General features: G+C 73.4%; 14 protein-coding genes. 4 read left to right on the top strand and 10 right to left on the bottom strand.

Features of this window, described 5'->3' with window-relative positions:
* From MILUP08_RS29815 to MILUP08_RS29825, 3 genes are all read right to left on the bottom strand, one after another.
* Nucleotides 1-2,607, bottom strand: a 2,607-nt coding sequence (locus tag MILUP08_RS29815; RefSeq protein WP_237747306.1) for an ATP-dependent helicase, incomplete at its 3' end; no start/stop codon positions are given.
* 344 nt (nt 2,608-2,951) lie between these two features.
* Nucleotides 2,952-3,497 carry an LOG family protein gene (locus MILUP08_RS29820; protein ID WP_007464843.1) on the bottom strand — a complete coding sequence of 182 codons (546 nt, stop codon included), beginning with the start codon at nt 3,495-3,497 and terminating at the stop codon, nt 2,952-2,954.
* On the bottom strand, nt 3,497-4,360 hold the full coding sequence (locus tag MILUP08_RS29825) for an LOG family protein (RefSeq protein WP_007464844.1): 864 nt from the start codon (nt 4,358-4,360) through the stop codon (nt 3,497-3,499). Before MILUP08_RS29825 ends, MILUP08_RS29820 begins: the two co-directional genes overlap by 1 nt.
* A gap of 154 nt (nt 4,361-4,514) precedes the next feature.
* On the opposite strand from MILUP08_RS29825, the gene MILUP08_RS36175 reads away from it, so the two are divergent.
* Nucleotides 4,515-4,691, top strand: a complete 177-nt coding sequence (locus tag MILUP08_RS36175) for a hypothetical protein (protein WP_007464846.1) — start codon at nt 4,515-4,517, stop codon at nt 4,689-4,691.
* A gap of 77 nt (nt 4,692-4,768) precedes the next feature.
* Here the strand turns inward: MILUP08_RS36175 and dapE are convergent, their stop codons facing one another.
* A complete protein-coding gene (gene dapE, locus MILUP08_RS29830; protein ID WP_007464847.1) occupies nt 4,769-5,842 on the bottom strand; it encodes a succinyl-diaminopimelate desuccinylase in 1,074 nt (357 codons plus the stop codon).
* Between the two features lie 78 nt (nt 5,843-5,920).
* Between dapE and dapD the strand changes: the two genes are divergently transcribed.
* Nucleotides 5,921-6,880, top strand: coding sequence for a 2,3,4,5-tetrahydropyridine-2,6-dicarboxylate N-succinyltransferase (gene dapD, locus MILUP08_RS29835; RefSeq protein WP_007464850.1), 960 nt, complete (start codon nt 5,921-5,923; stop codon nt 6,878-6,880).
* Between the two features lie 51 nt (nt 6,881-6,931).
* Here dapD and MILUP08_RS29840 read toward each other — a convergent pair whose 3' ends face one another.
* The gene (locus tag MILUP08_RS29840) at nt 6,932-10,291 is read right to left on the bottom strand and encodes a S8 family serine peptidase (protein ID WP_237747204.1); all 3,360 of its coding nucleotides are present in this window, start codon (nt 10,289-10,291) and stop codon (nt 6,932-6,934) included.
* A gap of 156 nt (nt 10,292-10,447) precedes the next feature.
* On the opposite strand from MILUP08_RS29840, the gene MILUP08_RS29845 reads away from it, so the two are divergent.
* Both MILUP08_RS29845 and MILUP08_RS29850 read left to right on the top strand, forming a co-directional pair.
* Nucleotides 10,448-11,005 (top strand): sugar O-acetyltransferase, encoded by a 558-nt coding sequence (locus MILUP08_RS29845; protein WP_039906862.1) that lies wholly within the window; start codon nt 10,448-10,450, stop codon nt 11,003-11,005.
* A gap of 9 nt (nt 11,006-11,014) precedes the next feature.
* Nucleotides 11,015-11,647, top strand: coding sequence for a dihydrofolate reductase family protein (locus tag MILUP08_RS29850; protein ID WP_007464856.1), 633 nt, complete (start codon nt 11,015-11,017; stop codon nt 11,645-11,647).
* 12 nt (nt 11,648-11,659) lie between these two features.
* Here the strand turns inward: MILUP08_RS29850 and MILUP08_RS29855 are convergent, their stop codons facing one another.
* The 5 genes from MILUP08_RS29855 to fdxA are packed head-to-tail and all read right to left on the bottom strand — an operon-like array spanning nt 11,660 to nt 15,438.
* The gene (locus MILUP08_RS29855) at nt 11,660-12,307 is read right to left on the bottom strand and encodes a nucleoside/nucleotide kinase family protein (protein WP_007464858.1); all 648 of its coding nucleotides are present in this window, start codon (nt 12,305-12,307) and stop codon (nt 11,660-11,662) included.
* Nucleotides 12,307-12,954, bottom strand: a complete 648-nt coding sequence (locus tag MILUP08_RS29860; protein WP_007464860.1) for an SIMPL domain-containing protein — start codon at nt 12,952-12,954, stop codon at nt 12,307-12,309. Before MILUP08_RS29860 ends, MILUP08_RS29855 begins: the two co-directional genes overlap by 1 nt.
* 10 nt (nt 12,955-12,964) lie before the next feature.
* Entirely contained in the window at nt 12,965-13,993 is a 1,029-nt protein-coding gene (locus MILUP08_RS29865; protein WP_007464862.1) for a prephenate dehydrogenase, read from the bottom strand.
* Between the two features lie 15 nt (nt 13,994-14,008).
* The gene (dapC, locus tag MILUP08_RS29870; protein WP_039908997.1) at nt 14,009-15,115 is read right to left on the bottom strand and encodes a succinyldiaminopimelate transaminase; all 1,107 of its coding nucleotides are present in this window, start codon (nt 15,113-15,115) and stop codon (nt 14,009-14,011) included.
* Nucleotides 15,112-15,438: a ferredoxin gene (gene fdxA / locus MILUP08_RS37005; protein ID WP_007464872.1), complete on the bottom strand. Its 327-nt coding sequence runs from the start codon at nt 15,436-15,438 to the stop codon at nt 15,112-15,114. Before fdxA ends, dapC begins: the two co-directional genes overlap by 4 nt.
* Nucleotides 15,439-15,515: the final 77 nt, after the last annotated feature.

A 15,515-nucleotide genomic window follows, 5' to 3' on the forward strand; every position in this document is an offset into this window, starting at 1 on the left:
GGTGATGGCGGTACGCAGTTCGGCGACCAACGCCGGCAGGGTGAGCGCCCGGGGCGGACGGGTGACGGGCAGCGCGCCGGGCTGGTCCTCGTCGTCGTCCTCGACCCCATCCCCACCATCACTGGTGGAGGCGCCGGCACCGCCGGTCGCGCTGGTGGCGGCGCCGGCACCGCCGGTCGCGCTGGTGGCGGCCACGCCATTGCCGGTCGCGCCACCGCCGGTCGCGCCACCGCCGGTCGCGCCACCGCCGGTCGCGCCACGGGCCACGCCATTGCGGGTCGCGCCACCGCCGGTCACGCGGTCGGCTGTCGCTCCGCCGTGGGCCTCGCCATTGCTGGTCGCGCCGTCAACGGCGGGGGTGTCGCCCGGTGAGCCGGCGACGGGTGCGCCACCCGGAGAGCCGGAACGCGGGCCGGGCGGCGTGCCGGGCGGGGTCGGCGGCGCGCTCGGCGGGGTCGGCGGGGCGCTCGGGCCCAGCTCGTGCAGGAAACGGCTGGGCTGCTCCTCGTGGTCGTCGCCGCCGACCGCCGCCGACGCCACCGCGCTGACCAGCAGGCGGTGCCGGGCTCGGCTGATGGCGACGTGGAAGAGCCGGCGCTCCTCGTCGAGCAGTGCCGAGGTCTGGCCCACCACGTTCGCCGCGCGGGCGCCGCCGACGGACCGGCCGGCCAGCACGTCGACCAGCCGCTCCGAGCCGAGCAGGCTGCCGCGCAGGCGCAGGTCCGGCCAGATGCCCTCCTGCACTCCGGCGACCGCGACCAGGTCCCACTCCAGACCCTTCGCGGCGTGCGCGGTGAGCAGTCGGACCGCAGCGCCCCGGTCGGCGGTCGGTGCGATCGTGTCCGCAGGCAGGTCCTGGGCGAGCACGTGGTCGAGGAAGACCTCGGTGCGGGCGCCGGGCAGCCGGTCGGTGAAGCGGGCCGCCGCGTCGAAGAGCACCAGCACGGCGTCCAGGTCCCGGTCGGCCGCCTCGGCTCGCCGACGGCGGGCCAGGTCGCCCTCGCCGGCCGCCGGCCGCCCCTGCGCGATCGCGCCGGCCCAGCGCTCGGCCAGCCCACTGGCGTCCCAGACCTCCCAGAGCACGGTCTCGGCGGTCGCGCCGGGTTGGGCGGCGGCGTCCCGGGCGGTGGCGAGCAGCCCGGCCACCGCCTGCGCCGGCTCGGCCCACCGCCTGTCGATGCCGGCCAGCTCCGTCGGGTCCTGCAATGCCTCGACGATCAGCTCACCGGACGGGCGGCGGTCGCCGGCAGCCAGCGCCAGGGCACGCAGGCCCTGCCGGAGCCGCCGTTCGGCAAGCGGGTCGGCGCCGCCCAGCGGCGAGTGCAGCAGCGCGACCGCGGCCTCCTCGTCCAGCCGGGCCGGTTCCAACGCGCACCGCAGCAGGAGCAGCAGTGGCGCGACCGCCGGTTGCAGGTGCAGGGGCAGGTCCTCGCCGTGCACCACGGTGGGGACGCCGGCGGCGTGCAGCGCGCGTTGCAGGGTAGGCAACTGCAACGCGGTGGATCGCACGAGCACCGCCATCCGCGACCACGGCACGCCGTCGAGCAGGTGCGCGGCGCGCAGCGCGTGGGCGAGCCAGGCGGCCTCACTGGTGGCCGACCGGAACGTGTGCACCTCGACCACACCGGCCGGGGCGTCCGGCAACGGGTGCAGCCGTCGGTGCGCCAGCGGACCACGCAGCCGGCGGCCCAGCCGGGCCATCGCGGCGAGCAGGACCGGACCGGCCCGGTACGACGTGCTCAGCAGCACCTGGGCGGCCGGCGCGCCGGAAGCCGTCCGGAAGCGGTGCCCGAAGGTGGTCACCCCGGCCGGGTCGGCACCGCGGAAGGCGTACGTGGAGGAGTCGGGGTCGGCGAACGCGACGAGCGGCTTGCCCCCGCCGGCGATCACCGAGAGCAGTTCGAGCTGGGCGGGATCGGTGTCGGCCAGCTCGTCGACGTACACGTGGGCGAGGCGGCGACGCTCGGCGGCCAGCAGCTCCTCGTCGTCGCGCAGCAGACCGGTGGCGGCCCGGACCAGCTCGGCCGGGTCGTACGCGATCGAGCCCCGGTTGCTGACGTCGCGCAGCGCGAGCACCGCGACGTACTCCCGTAGGAAGCGGGCGGCGGCCGGCCAGTCGGCGCGGCCGAGCTTCTCGCCCAGCCGGGCCAGGTCGACCGGGCCCACCCCGCGCTCGGCGGCGCGCATGAGCAGGTCGCGCAGCTGACCGGCGAAGGCCCGGGTGCGCAGCGCCGGACGCAGGTCGTCGGGCCAGCCGACCGGGTCGTCCTCGGGCTCCTCGCCGACCACGTCCAGCAGCTCACGAATGATCAGATCCTGCTCGGGGCCGGTGAGCAGGCGGGGCGACGGCTCGCCGCGTTCGGCGGCGGCCCGGCGCAGCAGTCCGAAGGCGTACGCCGGGAAGGTGCGCACCAGCGGCTCGCGCAGCACCCGGTAGCCGTCCTGCGCGACCCGGGCCTCGATGCGCTGGCGCAGCGCGGTGGCGCCGCGGCGACCGAAGGTCAGCACCAGGATGCGTTCGGGATCGACCCCCTCGGCGACCCGGGCGGCGACCGCCTCGACGAGGGTGCTGGTCTTGCCGGTGCCGGGACCGCCGAGCACCAGCATCGGCCCGTCGGTGTGCCCGACGACCTCGGCCTGCACCTGATCGGCCCGGAAGCCCGGGTCACCGGTCGCCGGCCCCGCGTCGCCGACGGACTCCGGCTCAGCGGCGAGAACGGCGACGTCGCTGACGGACGCACCGCCGCCAGCGGGCGAGGTGCCGGCCCTGTCCCCCCGCGCCGGCCCCCCGGACCGTCGCACCAACCGGTACGCCTGCATCACCAAATCCCATCACGCCCATACGACACCCATCCGCCCCAACCTCACCCCATCCACCCCCGTCGATCATGAGGTTGGCGGCACGACACGCCGACGGCCCTGCCGCCAACCTCATGGTCGGTGGATCGGAGTCAGGGTAGGTGGGACTCCAGCGCTTTCAGGGCTTCGGGGACCGTGGCGACCACGGTCAGCAGGTTGCGGCCGGCGGGTTTGAGGAAGTGCTGGTCGGTGAGGGTGGTGAGCCAGTCCAGCAGGGGCCGGTAGAAGCCGTCGGCGTCGATCAGCACCATCGGCTTGGCGTGCAGGGCGAGGGTGGCGGTGGTCCAGACCTCGAACAGCTCGTCCAGCGTGCCCAGCCCACCGGGCAGGGCGAGGAACGCGTCCGACCTGTCGATCATCAGCGTCTTGCGGCTGGCCATCGAGTCGGTCACCAGCAGCTCGTCCGAGGCCAGGTCGGCGACCTCCAGGTCGACGAGCGCCTGCGGGATGACGCCCACGGTGCGCCCACCGGCGGCCCGCGCGCCGTCGACCACCGCGCCCATCATGCCGACGCAACCACCGCCGCTGACCACCGTGTGCCCGCGCCGGGCCAGCTCCGCGCCGGTCTCCGTCGCGAGGTCGAGCCAGCGTTGGTCGAGGGTGCGCGACGAGGCGCAGAAGACGCAGACCGCCGCCATCAGCGCTCCCGGGACTGGTCGGCGGCCTGCTCGGCGGCGGCCTGCTGGTCGGCCCCGGTACGGGCGACTGCCTCGTCGCGGACCGCGTCCTGCTCGACGGAGAGCGCCGCCTCGGCCTCGACGATGTGTCGGACGGCCGCGTTGACGTCGTCGGTGAGGCAGATCAGATCCAGGTCCACCGGGCCGATCTTGCCGCTGGCGGCCATGGTGTCGCGCAGCCAGTCGAGCAGCCCCTGCCAGTAGGCGACGCCCATCAGCACGACGGGGAACCGGGTGACCTTGCCGGTCTGCACCAGGGTGAGCGCCTCGAACAGCTCGTCCATGGTGCCGAACCCGCCGGGCAGCACCACGAACGCCTGTGCGTACTTGACGAACATGGTCTTGCGGGCGAAGAAGTAGCGGAAGTCGATGGCCAGGTCGACCCAGTCGTTGATGCCCTGCTCGAACGGCAGTTCGATGCCGAGCCCGACGGAGAGGCCGCCGGCCTCGGTGGCGCCCCGGTTGGCGGCCTCCATCACTCCCGGGCCACCCCCGGTGATCACCGCGTAGCCGGCCCGGGCGAGCGCGCCGCCCATCTCCTCGGCCAGCCGACACTCGGCCGAGTCCGGGCCGCTGCGTGCCGAACCGAAGACGCTTACCGCCGGCGGCAGGTCGGCGAGGGTGTCGAAGCCCTCGACGAACTCGGAGAGGATGCGCAGCGCGCGCCAGGCGTCCCTGGTCTTCCAGTCCTCGCGCCCGCGCGAGTCCAGCAGCCGCTGGTCGGCGGTGCTGCTCGGGATCGCCCCCCGGCGCAGCGTGACGGCGCCCCGGTGCCGCTCCTGCCCCGGGCCGCGGCCGGCCTCCCGCCCGTTGTTCTGGCTCATGCAGCAACCGTAGTGGAGCCGCACACGCCGGGGGCGCGGGCTACCGACGCCGAGAAATAGTTCGCGATCAAGGGCAACTATTTGGCTTCCCCGTACGTCTTACTATTCACATACCGGGTATGCCCCGGCGCGCGCCTTCGGGGGAGGAGACAGCGTGATCAGTAACAGCGAGATGATCCGGATCCGTCGACAGATGCAGCGACGGATCCACGACGTGGTGGCCGAGCGCCGCCGCACCCGCGATCTCGACCCCGCCCTGTCGCCCGCCGCCGCCACCACCGGATCCGGAGCCGATCAAGAGGTTCGCGCCGCCGACAACGGGCCAGGCTGACGCGAACCTCTTGATCGCCGGAAACGGGGCCGACCGGCCCGACCGGAGCGGATCAGGCTGGGCCCGACCGAGGCGGGTCAGGCCGGGGCGAGCCAGCGGTGCAGGGTCGCCGCGCCGTCCCGGATCTTGCTGATCTCGACGTGCTCGTCGGGGTGGTGGGCGAGGTTCGGGTCGCCCGGACCGAAGTTCAGCGCGGGGATCCCCATGGCCGCGAACCGGGCCACGTCCGTCCAGCCCAGCTTGCCGATCGGCGCGGCGCCGACCGCCGCCAGGAACTCCTTCGCCGGGGCCGCCTCCAGGCCCGGCGCAGCACCCGCAGCGGTGTCGGTCACCCGCACCTCGAAGCCGGCGAACACCTCACGCAGGTGCGCCTCCGCCTCTGCCGGGGTGCGGTCCGGGGCGAACCGGTAGTTGACCTCGATCTCACAGAGGTCGGGGACCACGTTGCCGGCCACGCCGCCGTTGATCCGTACCGCGTTCATGCCCTCGCGGTAGTCGCAGCCGTCGATGGTGACCCGGCGCGCCTCGTACGTCTGGAGACGGCGCAGCACCTCCCCGGCCGCGTGGATGGCGTTCACGCCGTGCCAGGAGCGCGCCGAGTGGGCGCGTACGCCGGTCGTGGTGACCACCGACCGCATGGTGCCCTGGCAGCCCGCCTCGACGATGCCGTACGTCGGCTCCAGCAGCACCGCGAAGTCCGCCTCCAGCCACTCCGGGAACGCCTGGGCGACCAGGTTCAGCCCGTTGTAGCGGGACTCGATCTCCTCGGCCTCGTAGAAGAAGTACGTCACGTCGTAGCGCGGCTCGGGCAGCGTCACCGCCAGGTGCAGCGCGTAGGCGGTGCCGGACTTCATGTCGGAGGTGCCGCAGCCGTACATCAGGTCGCCGCGCATGGTCGACGGGAAGTTGTTGTTCAGCGGCACCGTGTCCAGGTGACCGGCCAGCACGACGCGCTGCGACCGGCCGAGGTCGGTGCGCGCCATCACGGTGTTGCCGTGTCGGTGCGTGGACAGGTGCGGTACGCCCCGCAGCACCTCCTCGACACAGTCGGCGATCGCCTTCTCGTTGAGGGACACGGACTCTATGTCGACCAGTACGCGGGTCAGCTGCACCGGATCGGCGAGGACCTCGGGGGTCAGCGGGTTCTCCATGGTTCGCACGGTACCTTCAGGTCTGTCAGCGTGAGGAGCGAGCCGAGGCCGGCCTGGCCGCGACCGAGAGGTGCAACAGTGACGTCCGCAGATTCCGCCTGGGGCATCGGCCTGGCCACCGTCACCGCCGACGGGCAGGTGCTCGACACCTGGTATCCGACCGGCAAGCTGGGCCTGGGTGAGCTGCCGTTGGTCGCCGGTGAGGGCGAGTCGGACGTGCTGGACCTGCCGCCGGGCGCGCTTGGCGACCGGTCACTGCCCGGTCTGCGTACCGTCCAGGTCGTCACCGTGATCGGCTCGCTCGACGACCCGATCAAGGACGCCTCCGACGCGTACCTCCGGTTGCACCTGCTCTCCCACCGCCTGGTGCGGCCCAACCAGCTCAACCTCGACGGCATCTTCGGCAAGCTGGCAAACGTGGCCTGGACGTCCGCCGGGCCGTGCCCCCCGGAGCGGGTGGACGAGCTGCGGGTGATCGAGCGGGCCGCCGGCCGCCACCTGTCGGTCCACGGGGTGGACAAGTTCCCCCGGATGACCGACTACGTGGTGCCCTCCGGCGTGCGGATCGCCGACGCGGACCGGGTCCGGCTCGGCGCCCACCTGGCCGCCGGCACCACGGTGATGCACGAGGGCTTCGTCAACTTCAACGCCGGCACCGCGGGCACCTCGATGGTCGAGGGGCGGATCGTGCAGGGTGTGCTTGTCGGCGACGGCTCCGACATCGGCGGTGGCGCCTCGATCATGGGCACCCTCTCCGGCGGCGGCACCGAGAAGGTCAGCATCGGCGAGCGGAGCCTGGTCGGCGCGAACGCCGGCGTCGGGATCTCGCTCGGCGACGACTGCGTGGTCGAGGCGGGCTGCTACATCACCGCCGCGTCCAAGATCACGCTCCCGGACGGCCGGGTGGTCAAGGCCCGAGAGCTGTCCGGCGTCGACGGCCTGCTGTTCTGGCGCAACTCGGTGACGGGCGCGCTGGAGGCCCGGCCGCGCACCGGCCGGGGCATCGAACTGAACGCCGCCCTGCACGCCAACGACTGACGACCCCGCCGGGTCCGCGGCGCTCGGCCGCGGACCCGACGGGGGTACGCCTCAGCGCAACCGGTACGCCTGGATGATCCGTTCGGTCACCGTGTTGCCGGCGGTGTCGCGGGCGGTGGCCCGCAGGGACACGTGGCCGGGTGCGGCCGGATGGCGCAGCACTGCCAACCAGGCGTCGCCGGAGGCGCGGACCAGCTTCGCGTTGCGCCAGGTCTTCCCACCGTCGTACGAGACGTCGACGGTGAGCTTCTCGACCCGGGCGGCCGGAGCGCCGGGCTGCCGCTGCACCCGCACCGGCACGACGAAGCCCTGACCGGCCGGAGCGCTGTTGTCGACGCGCAACGGCGGGGCGAAGCGCACCGCCGACAGGGGCAGCCGGACCGGCGTGTCACCGGCGACGTGTCCCGACCGGAAGGTCCAGGTGGATTCCACCTCGGTGCTCAGGTCGGTGACGCTGCGCTTCGCCGACGTGACGAGCCGGTAGTTCGCCGCGCCGGGTGGCACGGTGAACTCGCCGTAGCCGGAGTACTCGCTCTCGCCGACCAGCTTGCCGTCGCGCCAGAGCTCGGTCCGCTCGCTGTCGACGAGTGACCCGCCCGGATGCCCGGCGGCGTCGCTGAACATCGGCAGGCTGACCAGGATGGTGTCACCGACGCGGGTGACGCTGTCCTCGGGCCAGCGGGGGGCCGGGAACGACGGCCCGTACGGGGCCTGGTTCCAGATCTCCTGCACTGTCCGTCCGGCCCGGTACGCGGTCGGGACGGAGAAGAGCGCCGTCTGCGGGTTCAACCAGCCGTCCTCGTCCCGCGTTCCGAAGTAGATGTCGGACTCCCACTTCACGCCCCTGGTGTTGTAGTGCTCGACCCGCTGGCCGGGCACGACTGTGGGCAGGACCAGAGCGGAGCCGCCGACGTTGTACTCCAGCACGGGGTACACGGTCCGATCGGCCTCCAGCCCGGGATAGCCACCGCGGAACTGGTGCACGACGGTGGCCAGGTCCCGCCTGGTGTAGTCGCGGACGAACCCGGTGGGCAACTTGCCCGGGATCGCTTCGGCAAGCGCGTACAGGTAGGGGGTGTTGGCCGTGTCCGGCTTGATCCACTGGCTGCTGATGGTGGAGACGAACCGCTCGTCGGAGACCGTCCTGCCGAGTTGACCGCTGGTCAGGCCGATGAACGTGTTCGCCCAGATCCCGATGGTGTACGCGCTGCCGTCGTCGGCCGTGAAGTTGCCACTGACGTCGATCAGCTCCGGGATGGCGCCCGGCTCGGGGATGGTCGTCCGCACCGGCTTGGTCCGGCGGGCGTCCACCACGATCCGGGTGTCCCCGTCGACGGTCAGCTCGGGCTGCGCCAGCACGGACGTGGCACCCGGCTCATCGTCCGGCCCCGGCTCGTAGATGACGCTGGTCAGGCCGTAGTGCCCCTTGGGCACTCGCACGCTGGCCACGCCGTCGGCGCTGCTGAGGTCCCACCAGGCGAAGCTGTCCAGCCCGACGAGCGAGCTTCCAGCCTCCCCGGTGCGCGCGCCGGCCCGGTTCAGGTGCTCCACGGTCAGCGTGTAGCTCTCCACCTCCCGGTGCACAGCCAACGGGGTGACCGCGACGGCCGCCCCGGATCGGGCCACGATCCGCCCGGTCCAGTAGCCGTCGGCGTCGCCGAGCCGGGTGTCCGCGGTGACGGTCGTCGCGGCCGTGCCGCCCGCCGGCACGGTGAGCTGGTTGACGCCCAGCCGGAACAGGCCGGCCGGCAGAGCCCGACCGCCGGGGCCGGCGCCCTCGACACTCAGGTCCACAGTGACCGACGCCGGACCATCGTTTCGCCAGGTCACCGTGCGGGTGATCGGGTCGTCGTCACCATGCGGCCAGAGCGTACGCCCGAACGAGACGCTCACCGGATCGGTGGTGATCTGCTCGGTGATCGCATGCGCGACGTCGACGCGCCCGGCGCCCTGCTGGTACGCGGTCTGGTCCGGGTGTGGCTTCGCGGCGGCCATCAGAGTGGCCTTGAGCCGTCCGGCCTGCCATCCCGGGTGCTGCTGGGCCAGCAGCGCGGCCGAACCGGCCACGTGCGGGGTGGCCATCGAGGTGCCGGAGAGGGTGACGTAGCGGTCTCCCACCGGGTCACCGATGACGCCGGTGGCGGACCGCGCGGCGACGATGTCGACGCCGGGCGCGGTGATGTCCGGCTTCAGCGCGTCGTCGCCGACCCGGGGGCCCCGGCTGGAGAAGTCGGCCAGCTTGTCGTCGCGGTCCACCGCGCCCACGGCGAGCCCGGCGTCGGCGCTGGCCGGGGAGCCGACCGAACCGTCCGAGCCGTCGTTACCGGCGGCGAGGACGAACAGCGTGCCGGTCTGGGCGGTCAGGGTCTGCACCGCCTCCTCCAGCGGGTCGACCTCCGGCGTGTCCCAGCCACTGAGGCTCATGTTGACCACGGCGGCCTGCTTCTCCACCGCGGCCCACTGCATGCCGGCGAGGATCGCCGATTCGGTGCAGCCCTGGTCCTCACAGACCTTGCCGTCCAGCAGCGTCGCGTCCGGCGCCACACCCCGGTACTTGCCGCCGGAGGCGGCGCCGCTGCCGGCGATCGTCGAGGCCACGTGGGTGCCGTGGCCGACCGTGTCCCGGGCGTCGGGGACCTCGGTGAAGTTGCGTGCCTCGGCCACCTTGCCGGCCAGGTCCGGGTGGGTCGCGTCGACGCCGGTGTCCAGCACCGCGACCGACACTCCCTTGCCGGTGAACCCGGCCGCCCAGGCGGCGGGCGCGCCGATCTGCGGCACGCTGTGGTCCAGGGTCACCCGGCGGTGGCCGTCCAGCCAGATCCGCTCGACGCCCCCCGCCGCGTCGATGCGGGCCCCGGCGGGACCGGTCGTGACAGTCGCCCAGACCGCGCCGAGGGAGGACTTTCCGGTGGTGAGGGCCGCGCCGCGAATCGTCGGCAGGTCGCGGGTCACCCGCGTGCCGGGCAGCGCGGCCGCGGTACGCCGGGCGGTGCCCGTCGAGCCGTACGACACCAGCAGCGGCAGGGTGTCGCGGTGGGCGTCGTCGTAGCGCGCCTCGACGAGCCCGGTGACGTCGAAGAGTCGGCGGTCCACCCGACCCGAGCGCAGCAGCGGCAGCGCGTCCGTCGGTGTCACCGAGAGGCGCCCACGCTGGCGCTGGACCAGGAACTGCACGCCCTCGCGGCCGGCGCCGCGGCGGACCGAGGCGCCGGAGTCGGTGACCGTGACCCGGTCACCGGTGATCAGCGTGACGGTGGTCGAGTGGATGGCAGTGGGCCCACCCGGAGTGGACTGTCTGCCGGCGCCTCCCGGCGGGGCGGGCGCGGCGGGCGCGGCGGGCGCGGCGGGCGCGGCGGATGCGGGGACCGGCGCGGAGAGCGCCAGCGCGAACACGAGGCCGAGAGCGGCCAATCTTCTTCCCTGATGCAACGGATCCTCCTCGTCAAGCGTCTTGATGTACGGGAGTCACATTGACAACCCAGAATTGCATACTGCGTATGCAAAAAGAAGCCATAAATATGACGGACCTGACACAAGGCGACGAACCGAGAGGGCATCATCGACCGGGTGACCTCCATGAAGGACAGGATGCTCGCGGGTGAGCCCTACCTCGCCGACGATCCCGAGCTCATCGCCGACCTCGACCGGGCCGCCCGGTTGATGGAACGCTTCAACACCAGCTCCGCGGCGGATCCGGCCGCACGGCTCGCGGCGCTGCGCGACCTGGTCGGCGACCTCGGTGCGGACACCTGGATCCGCCCGCCCTTCTACTGCGACTACGGCTCGCAGATCCGGATCGGGCCCCGCAGCTTCGTCAACTACAACGCCGTCTTCCTCGACGTCGCGGCGATCACCATCGGCGCGGACGTCCAGGTCGGACCGAACGTCCAACTGCTCACGCCCACCCACCCGGTGGAACCCGGCCCGCGCCGCGACAAGTGGGAGGCCGCCAAACCGATCACCATCGGCGACAACGCATGGCTCGGCGGCGGCGCGATCGTGCTGGCCGGGGTGACGATAGGCGCGAACACAGTCGTCGGCGCCGGAGCCGTGGTGACCCGCGACCTACCCGCCAACGTGGTCGCGGTCGGCAACCCGGCCCGACCGGTCCGCGAACTCGACTAGGAGACCAGCATGGGCACTGTCCACATCGACCTGTTCGCGACACTCGACCTGGTGGCCCAGGCACCGGGCGGCCCGGACGAGGATCCGGAGGGTTTCCCGTACGGCGGCTGGCAGGCGCCGCTGTTCGACGAGACGGGTGGCCAACAGGTCATGGAGGGCATGCGGGGCATGGACGCGCTGCTGCTGGGCCGCCGGACGTACGACATCTTCGCCGGGTACTGGCCGAAGCAGGGCGAAGGGATCGACGGCGACATCGCCACCCTGTTCAACCGCATCCCCAAGTACGTCGCCTCGCGGGGCAACCCCGACCTGGGCTGGGCCGGCTCGACCCAGCTCGGTCCCGACCTGGGCGACGCCGTGCGCGAGCTGCGCGACCGGCACGAGAAGATCCACGTGATCGGGAGCCTGAACCTGGTCCAGACGCTCCTGCGCGAACGCCTCTTCGACCGGCTCAACCTCTGGATCTTCCCGATCGTGCTGGGTGTCGGCAAGAAGGTGTTCGACGGTGGTGCCGTACCCGCCAACCTGACCCTCGTCGAGCCGCCCGCCACCTCCGCCACGGGCGCGGTGCTCCTGCGGTACCGCCTCGAAGAGGGGACGCCCGCCACCGGGGACATGACCCGCGACGACCGCGGCCAGTGAGAGCGGGCCCGCTCAGGCCACCGAGGGATCGGGCAGGCGGACCACCAGGTCGGCCCGGTCGGCCGTGGGAGTGACGCGGGCCGCGTTCGCCTCGTCGCTGCCCAACGCCCAGGCCCGTGCCTGCTCCGGTGACCGCCCGTACGCCTCGTGCCGGGCGGTCAACCGGCGCTGGCGCAGCTCGGCGTCCAGGTCGAGGAACCACACCTCGTGCAGCAGCGTCCGGACCTCCTGCCACGGAAAGTCTGGCACCAGCAGGTAGTTGCCCTCGGTCACCACCAAGCGGACCGACGGGGGCACCTCGATCGCCCCGGCCACCGGCTCCTCGATCTCCCGGCGGAACTCCGGCGCGTAGACCGACGTCGGCTCCAACCGGCGCAACCGGCGCAGCAGTGAGACGTACCCGTTGGCGTCGAAGGTGTCGACCGCGCCCTTGCGGTCGGCGCGGCCCAACCGCACCAGCTGCGCCTGGGCCAGGTGGAAGCCGTCCATCGGCACCAGCCGGGCGGTCGGCCCGACCTCGTCGACGATCCGCTCGGCCAGGGTGGACTTCCCGGCGCCGGGCGCCCCGGTGATGCCGAGCAGTTGCCGCGGACCCGCGTCGGCAAGTGACCGCGCCCGCGCCACCAGCTCGTCGACGGCCAGCACCCGGGCCGGCGGCATCAGCCCAGCACCGGATCGCTGATCGTGAACCGTGCCTGCACCGCCGCCTGCACGGTCTGCGGCTGCGGGTCCAGCTCCAGCTCGGGCACCCCGCCGCCCGCGCCCCCGACGTCGAAGGCCGCCCGGGCGAACATCGGCCGGTCCCCCGGACCGGAGTCGGCCAGCTCGATCAGCGCGGTGACGCGGGCGCCGAGCGCCTCCGCGTACTCCCGGGCGCGCAGCAGCGCGTCGCCGATCGCGGCGTGCCGCGCCTCGCGGTGCGCGGGGCTGTCCGGGCGCAGCTCCCACCAGGGGCCGGCCACCTCGACCTGGTCCTGGTCGGCCAGCCGGAGCATCAGCTCGCCCAGGGCCGTGAAATCGGTGACGGTGACAGTCGTGGTGACGCTGCCGAGCCAGCCCACCACGCGCTCACCCGAGCGCTTGGTCTGCGGCCGGACCCACAGGTCGCCGGCCTCCCGCCGGGCCACCGCCGGCTCGGACCCGTCCAGCAGGACCCGGACGGCGGCGGCCCGCTCGGCGAGCTGCGTCAGCGTCGCCTCCCGATCCCGCCCGCGGGCCGTCACGGTGACCGCGAAGCGCGCCAGCTCGGGCGGCACCTCTCGGATCGCCTCGCCGCGCACCTGCACCACCGGGCCGTCCGTCGCCATGCCTGCCAGCCTAGTCAGCCACCGGCAGCCACGCCGGGTAGGAGACGACGTCCGGGCCGATCCGGCAGCCCGTCAGATGGCCACCGGCGTCGCCCAGCCCGCGCAGCCAGGCCACCTCGACGGCATGGTCGCCGCCGACCGGAAACTCGCGGTCCGCCGGGGCGAACCGGCGGCCCCGCAACGCCGACCGCGCCGCGCCGGCCTGCGCGTACGCGGCGGTGAGCGCGGGCGCGTCACCGGCACGCAGCGCGCCGGCCAGCTCGTCCAGCAGCACCCGGACCTCGGCCAGCTCGTGCAGGACCCGGTCACGGTTGCCGAGCAGCATGTTCGCCGTCCGCTCGGCCGGTGTGCCGGCGACCCGGGTGCCGTCGGAGAAGCTCCCCGCAGCCAGCGCCAGCACCGCGTCGCGCAGTGGCGACCGCTGCACCGCCCCGGCCAGCGCGCCGGCCAACAGGTGCGGCACGTGCGACGCGAGCGCGGCCACCGAGTCGTGCGCCGACGCGGACATCGGCACCACCCGGGCGCCGAACAGCTCCACCAGCAGCCCGGTCAGCCAGCGGAAGGCGACAGTCGCCGCACCCGTCGCCGGGCAGAGCACCCAGGCCGCGCCGGTCAGCAGCGTCGGGGAGGCCGCCGGCAGGCCGGCGGACTCCGCGCCCGCCATCGGGTGCCCGGGTACGAAACGGTCGGTGAGCCCCAGCCGGGCGGCGGCCGCCGCCACCTCGACCTTGGTGCTGCCGACGTCGGTCAGCACACAACCGGGAGCGGTCAGGTCGGCCACCTGGGTCAGGGTCCGGGGCAGAGTGGGCAGCGGACCGCAGAGGAAGACCACGTCCCGGCCGGCGACGGCCTGCTCGATCGTGGCCGGGGCCGACACACCCCGCGAGCGGGCCTGCTCGCGGGTCACCGGGTCGGGATCCCAGCCGGTCACGTCGAGGCCGGCGTCGGCGAGGCGCAGCAGCAGCGAACCACCGATCAGGCCGGTGCCGAGCACCGCCGCCCGCACGGTGGCGTACCGCCCGGTGACGCCGTCGGTCATCGCCGGCCGCCGGGGTCAGGCCCGCAGCCGGCCGGCGACCGCCGCGACGTGTTCGTCGGACTCGGTCAGCGCCACCCGGACGTACCGCTGCGCGGAGGGGCCGTAGAAGACACCGGCCGCGACCAGGATGCCGCGCCGGGCCAGCCAGTCGACCGTCTGCCAGCAGTCCTCGTCGCGGGTGAGCCAGAGGTAGAGGCCCGCCTCCGAGTGCTCGATGGTGAAGCCGGCGCCGGTAAAGGCGGCGGCCAGCACCTCGCGCCGGGCGCGGTAACGCTCCCGCTGCTCGGCGGCGTGCCGCTCGTCCTGCAACGCGGCCACCATGGCGGCCTGCACCGGCGCGGGCACGATCATGCCGGCGTGCTTGCGGACCTTCAACAACTCGGCGACGAGAGCCGGATCGCCGGCCACGAACCCGGCCCGGTAGCCGGCGAGGTTGGACCGCTTGGAGAGCGAGTGCACGGCGAGCACCCCGGTGTAGTCGCCGCCGCAGACCTGCGGAGACAGCACCGACACCGGCTCGGCCGACCAGCCGAGCGGCAGGTAGCACTCGTCGCTGGCGACCACCGCGCCGCGTTCCCGGGCCCAGTCGACGACCTTGCGCAGGTGCGCCGCGGGCAGCACACGCCCGGTCGGGTTACCTGGCGAGTTGACCCACACCAGCCGGACGCGCGAGGTCGGCCCGACCGCCGTGAGCGAGTCGGCGCGGACCACCGTGGCACCGGCCAGCCGGACCCCGTCCTCGTAGGTGGGGTAGGCGACCGACGGTACGACCACCACGTCGCCGGGACCGATGCCGAGCAGCGTGGGCAGCCAGGCGACCAGCTCCTTGGAGCCGATGGTCGGCAGCACGCCGAGACCGTCCACGCCGGCGCCGCAGGCGCGGGCGACCCACGCCGCGATCGCGTCACGCAGGGCCGGAGTGCCGGCGGTCAGCGGGTAACCCGGGGCGTCGGACGCGTCCGCCAACGCCTGACGGATCACCGCGGGAACCGGGTCGACAGGCGTACCCATGGAGAGGTTGATCAGGCCCTCCGGATGCGCCGCGGCCAACGTGGCCGCGGCGTCCAGGGTGTCCCAGGTGAACTCGGGCAGCCGTGCCGAGACCGGCGCGGGCCGGTTCAGTGGCCCTCGCCGCGCGGCGGCTGCGCGGCGACGAAGGTGGCGTCCTTCTCCACCTTGCCGATCTTCGAGGCGCCCCCGGGCGAGCCCAGGTCCTCGAAGAACTCGTAGTTCGCGCCGGTGTAGTCCTTCCACTGCTCCGGCACGTCGTCCTCGTAGAAGATCGCCTCCACCGGGCAGACAGGCTCACAGGCACCACAGTCGACGCACTCGTCGGGGTGGATGTAGAGCATCCGGTTGCCCTCGTAAATGCAGTCGACCGGGCATTCCTCGATGCATGCCTTGTCGAGCACATCCACGCACGGCTCGGCGATGATGTAGGTCACCGGTCTTCTCCTCCGCAAGACGCGCCGCGATCTCCCGCGACGGTAAGAGCCTAGTATCTCGCCGGGGAGGGGGTCGA

It is taken from the genome of Micromonospora lupini str. Lupac 08 (genome assembly GCF_000297395.2).
Classification (GTDB): Bacteria; Actinomycetota; Actinomycetes; order Mycobacteriales; family Micromonosporaceae; genus Micromonospora; species Micromonospora lupini.

Excerpts from the sequence above, each read along its gene's own strand:
- MILUP08_RS29825 (WP_007464844.1), bottom strand. The coding sequence starts at position 4,360 with ATGAGCCAGAACAACGGGCGGGAGGCCGGCCGCGGCCCGGGGCAGGAG.
- MILUP08_RS29860 (WP_007464860.1), bottom strand. The coding sequence starts at position 12,954 with ATGGCGACGGACGGCCCGGTGGTGCAGGTGCGCGGCGAGGCGATCCGA.
- MILUP08_RS29850 (WP_007464856.1), top strand. The coding sequence starts at position 11,015 with ATGGGCACTGTCCACATCGACCTGTTCGCGACACTCGACCTGGTGGCC.
- dapE (WP_007464847.1), bottom strand. The coding sequence starts at position 5,842 with ATGGAGAACCCGCTGACCCCCGAGGTCCTCGCCGATCCGGTGCAGCTG.
- MILUP08_RS29865 (WP_007464862.1), bottom strand. The coding sequence starts at position 13,993 with ATGACCGACGGCGTCACCGGGCGGTACGCCACCGTGCGGGCGGCGGTG.
- MILUP08_RS29855 (WP_007464858.1), bottom strand. The coding sequence starts at position 12,307 with ATGCCGCCGGCCCGGGTGCTGGCCGTCGACGAGCTGGTGGCGCGGGCG.
- MILUP08_RS29820 (WP_007464843.1), bottom strand. The coding sequence starts at position 3,497 with ATGGCGGCGGTCTGCGTCTTCTGCGCCTCGTCGCGCACCCTCGACCAA.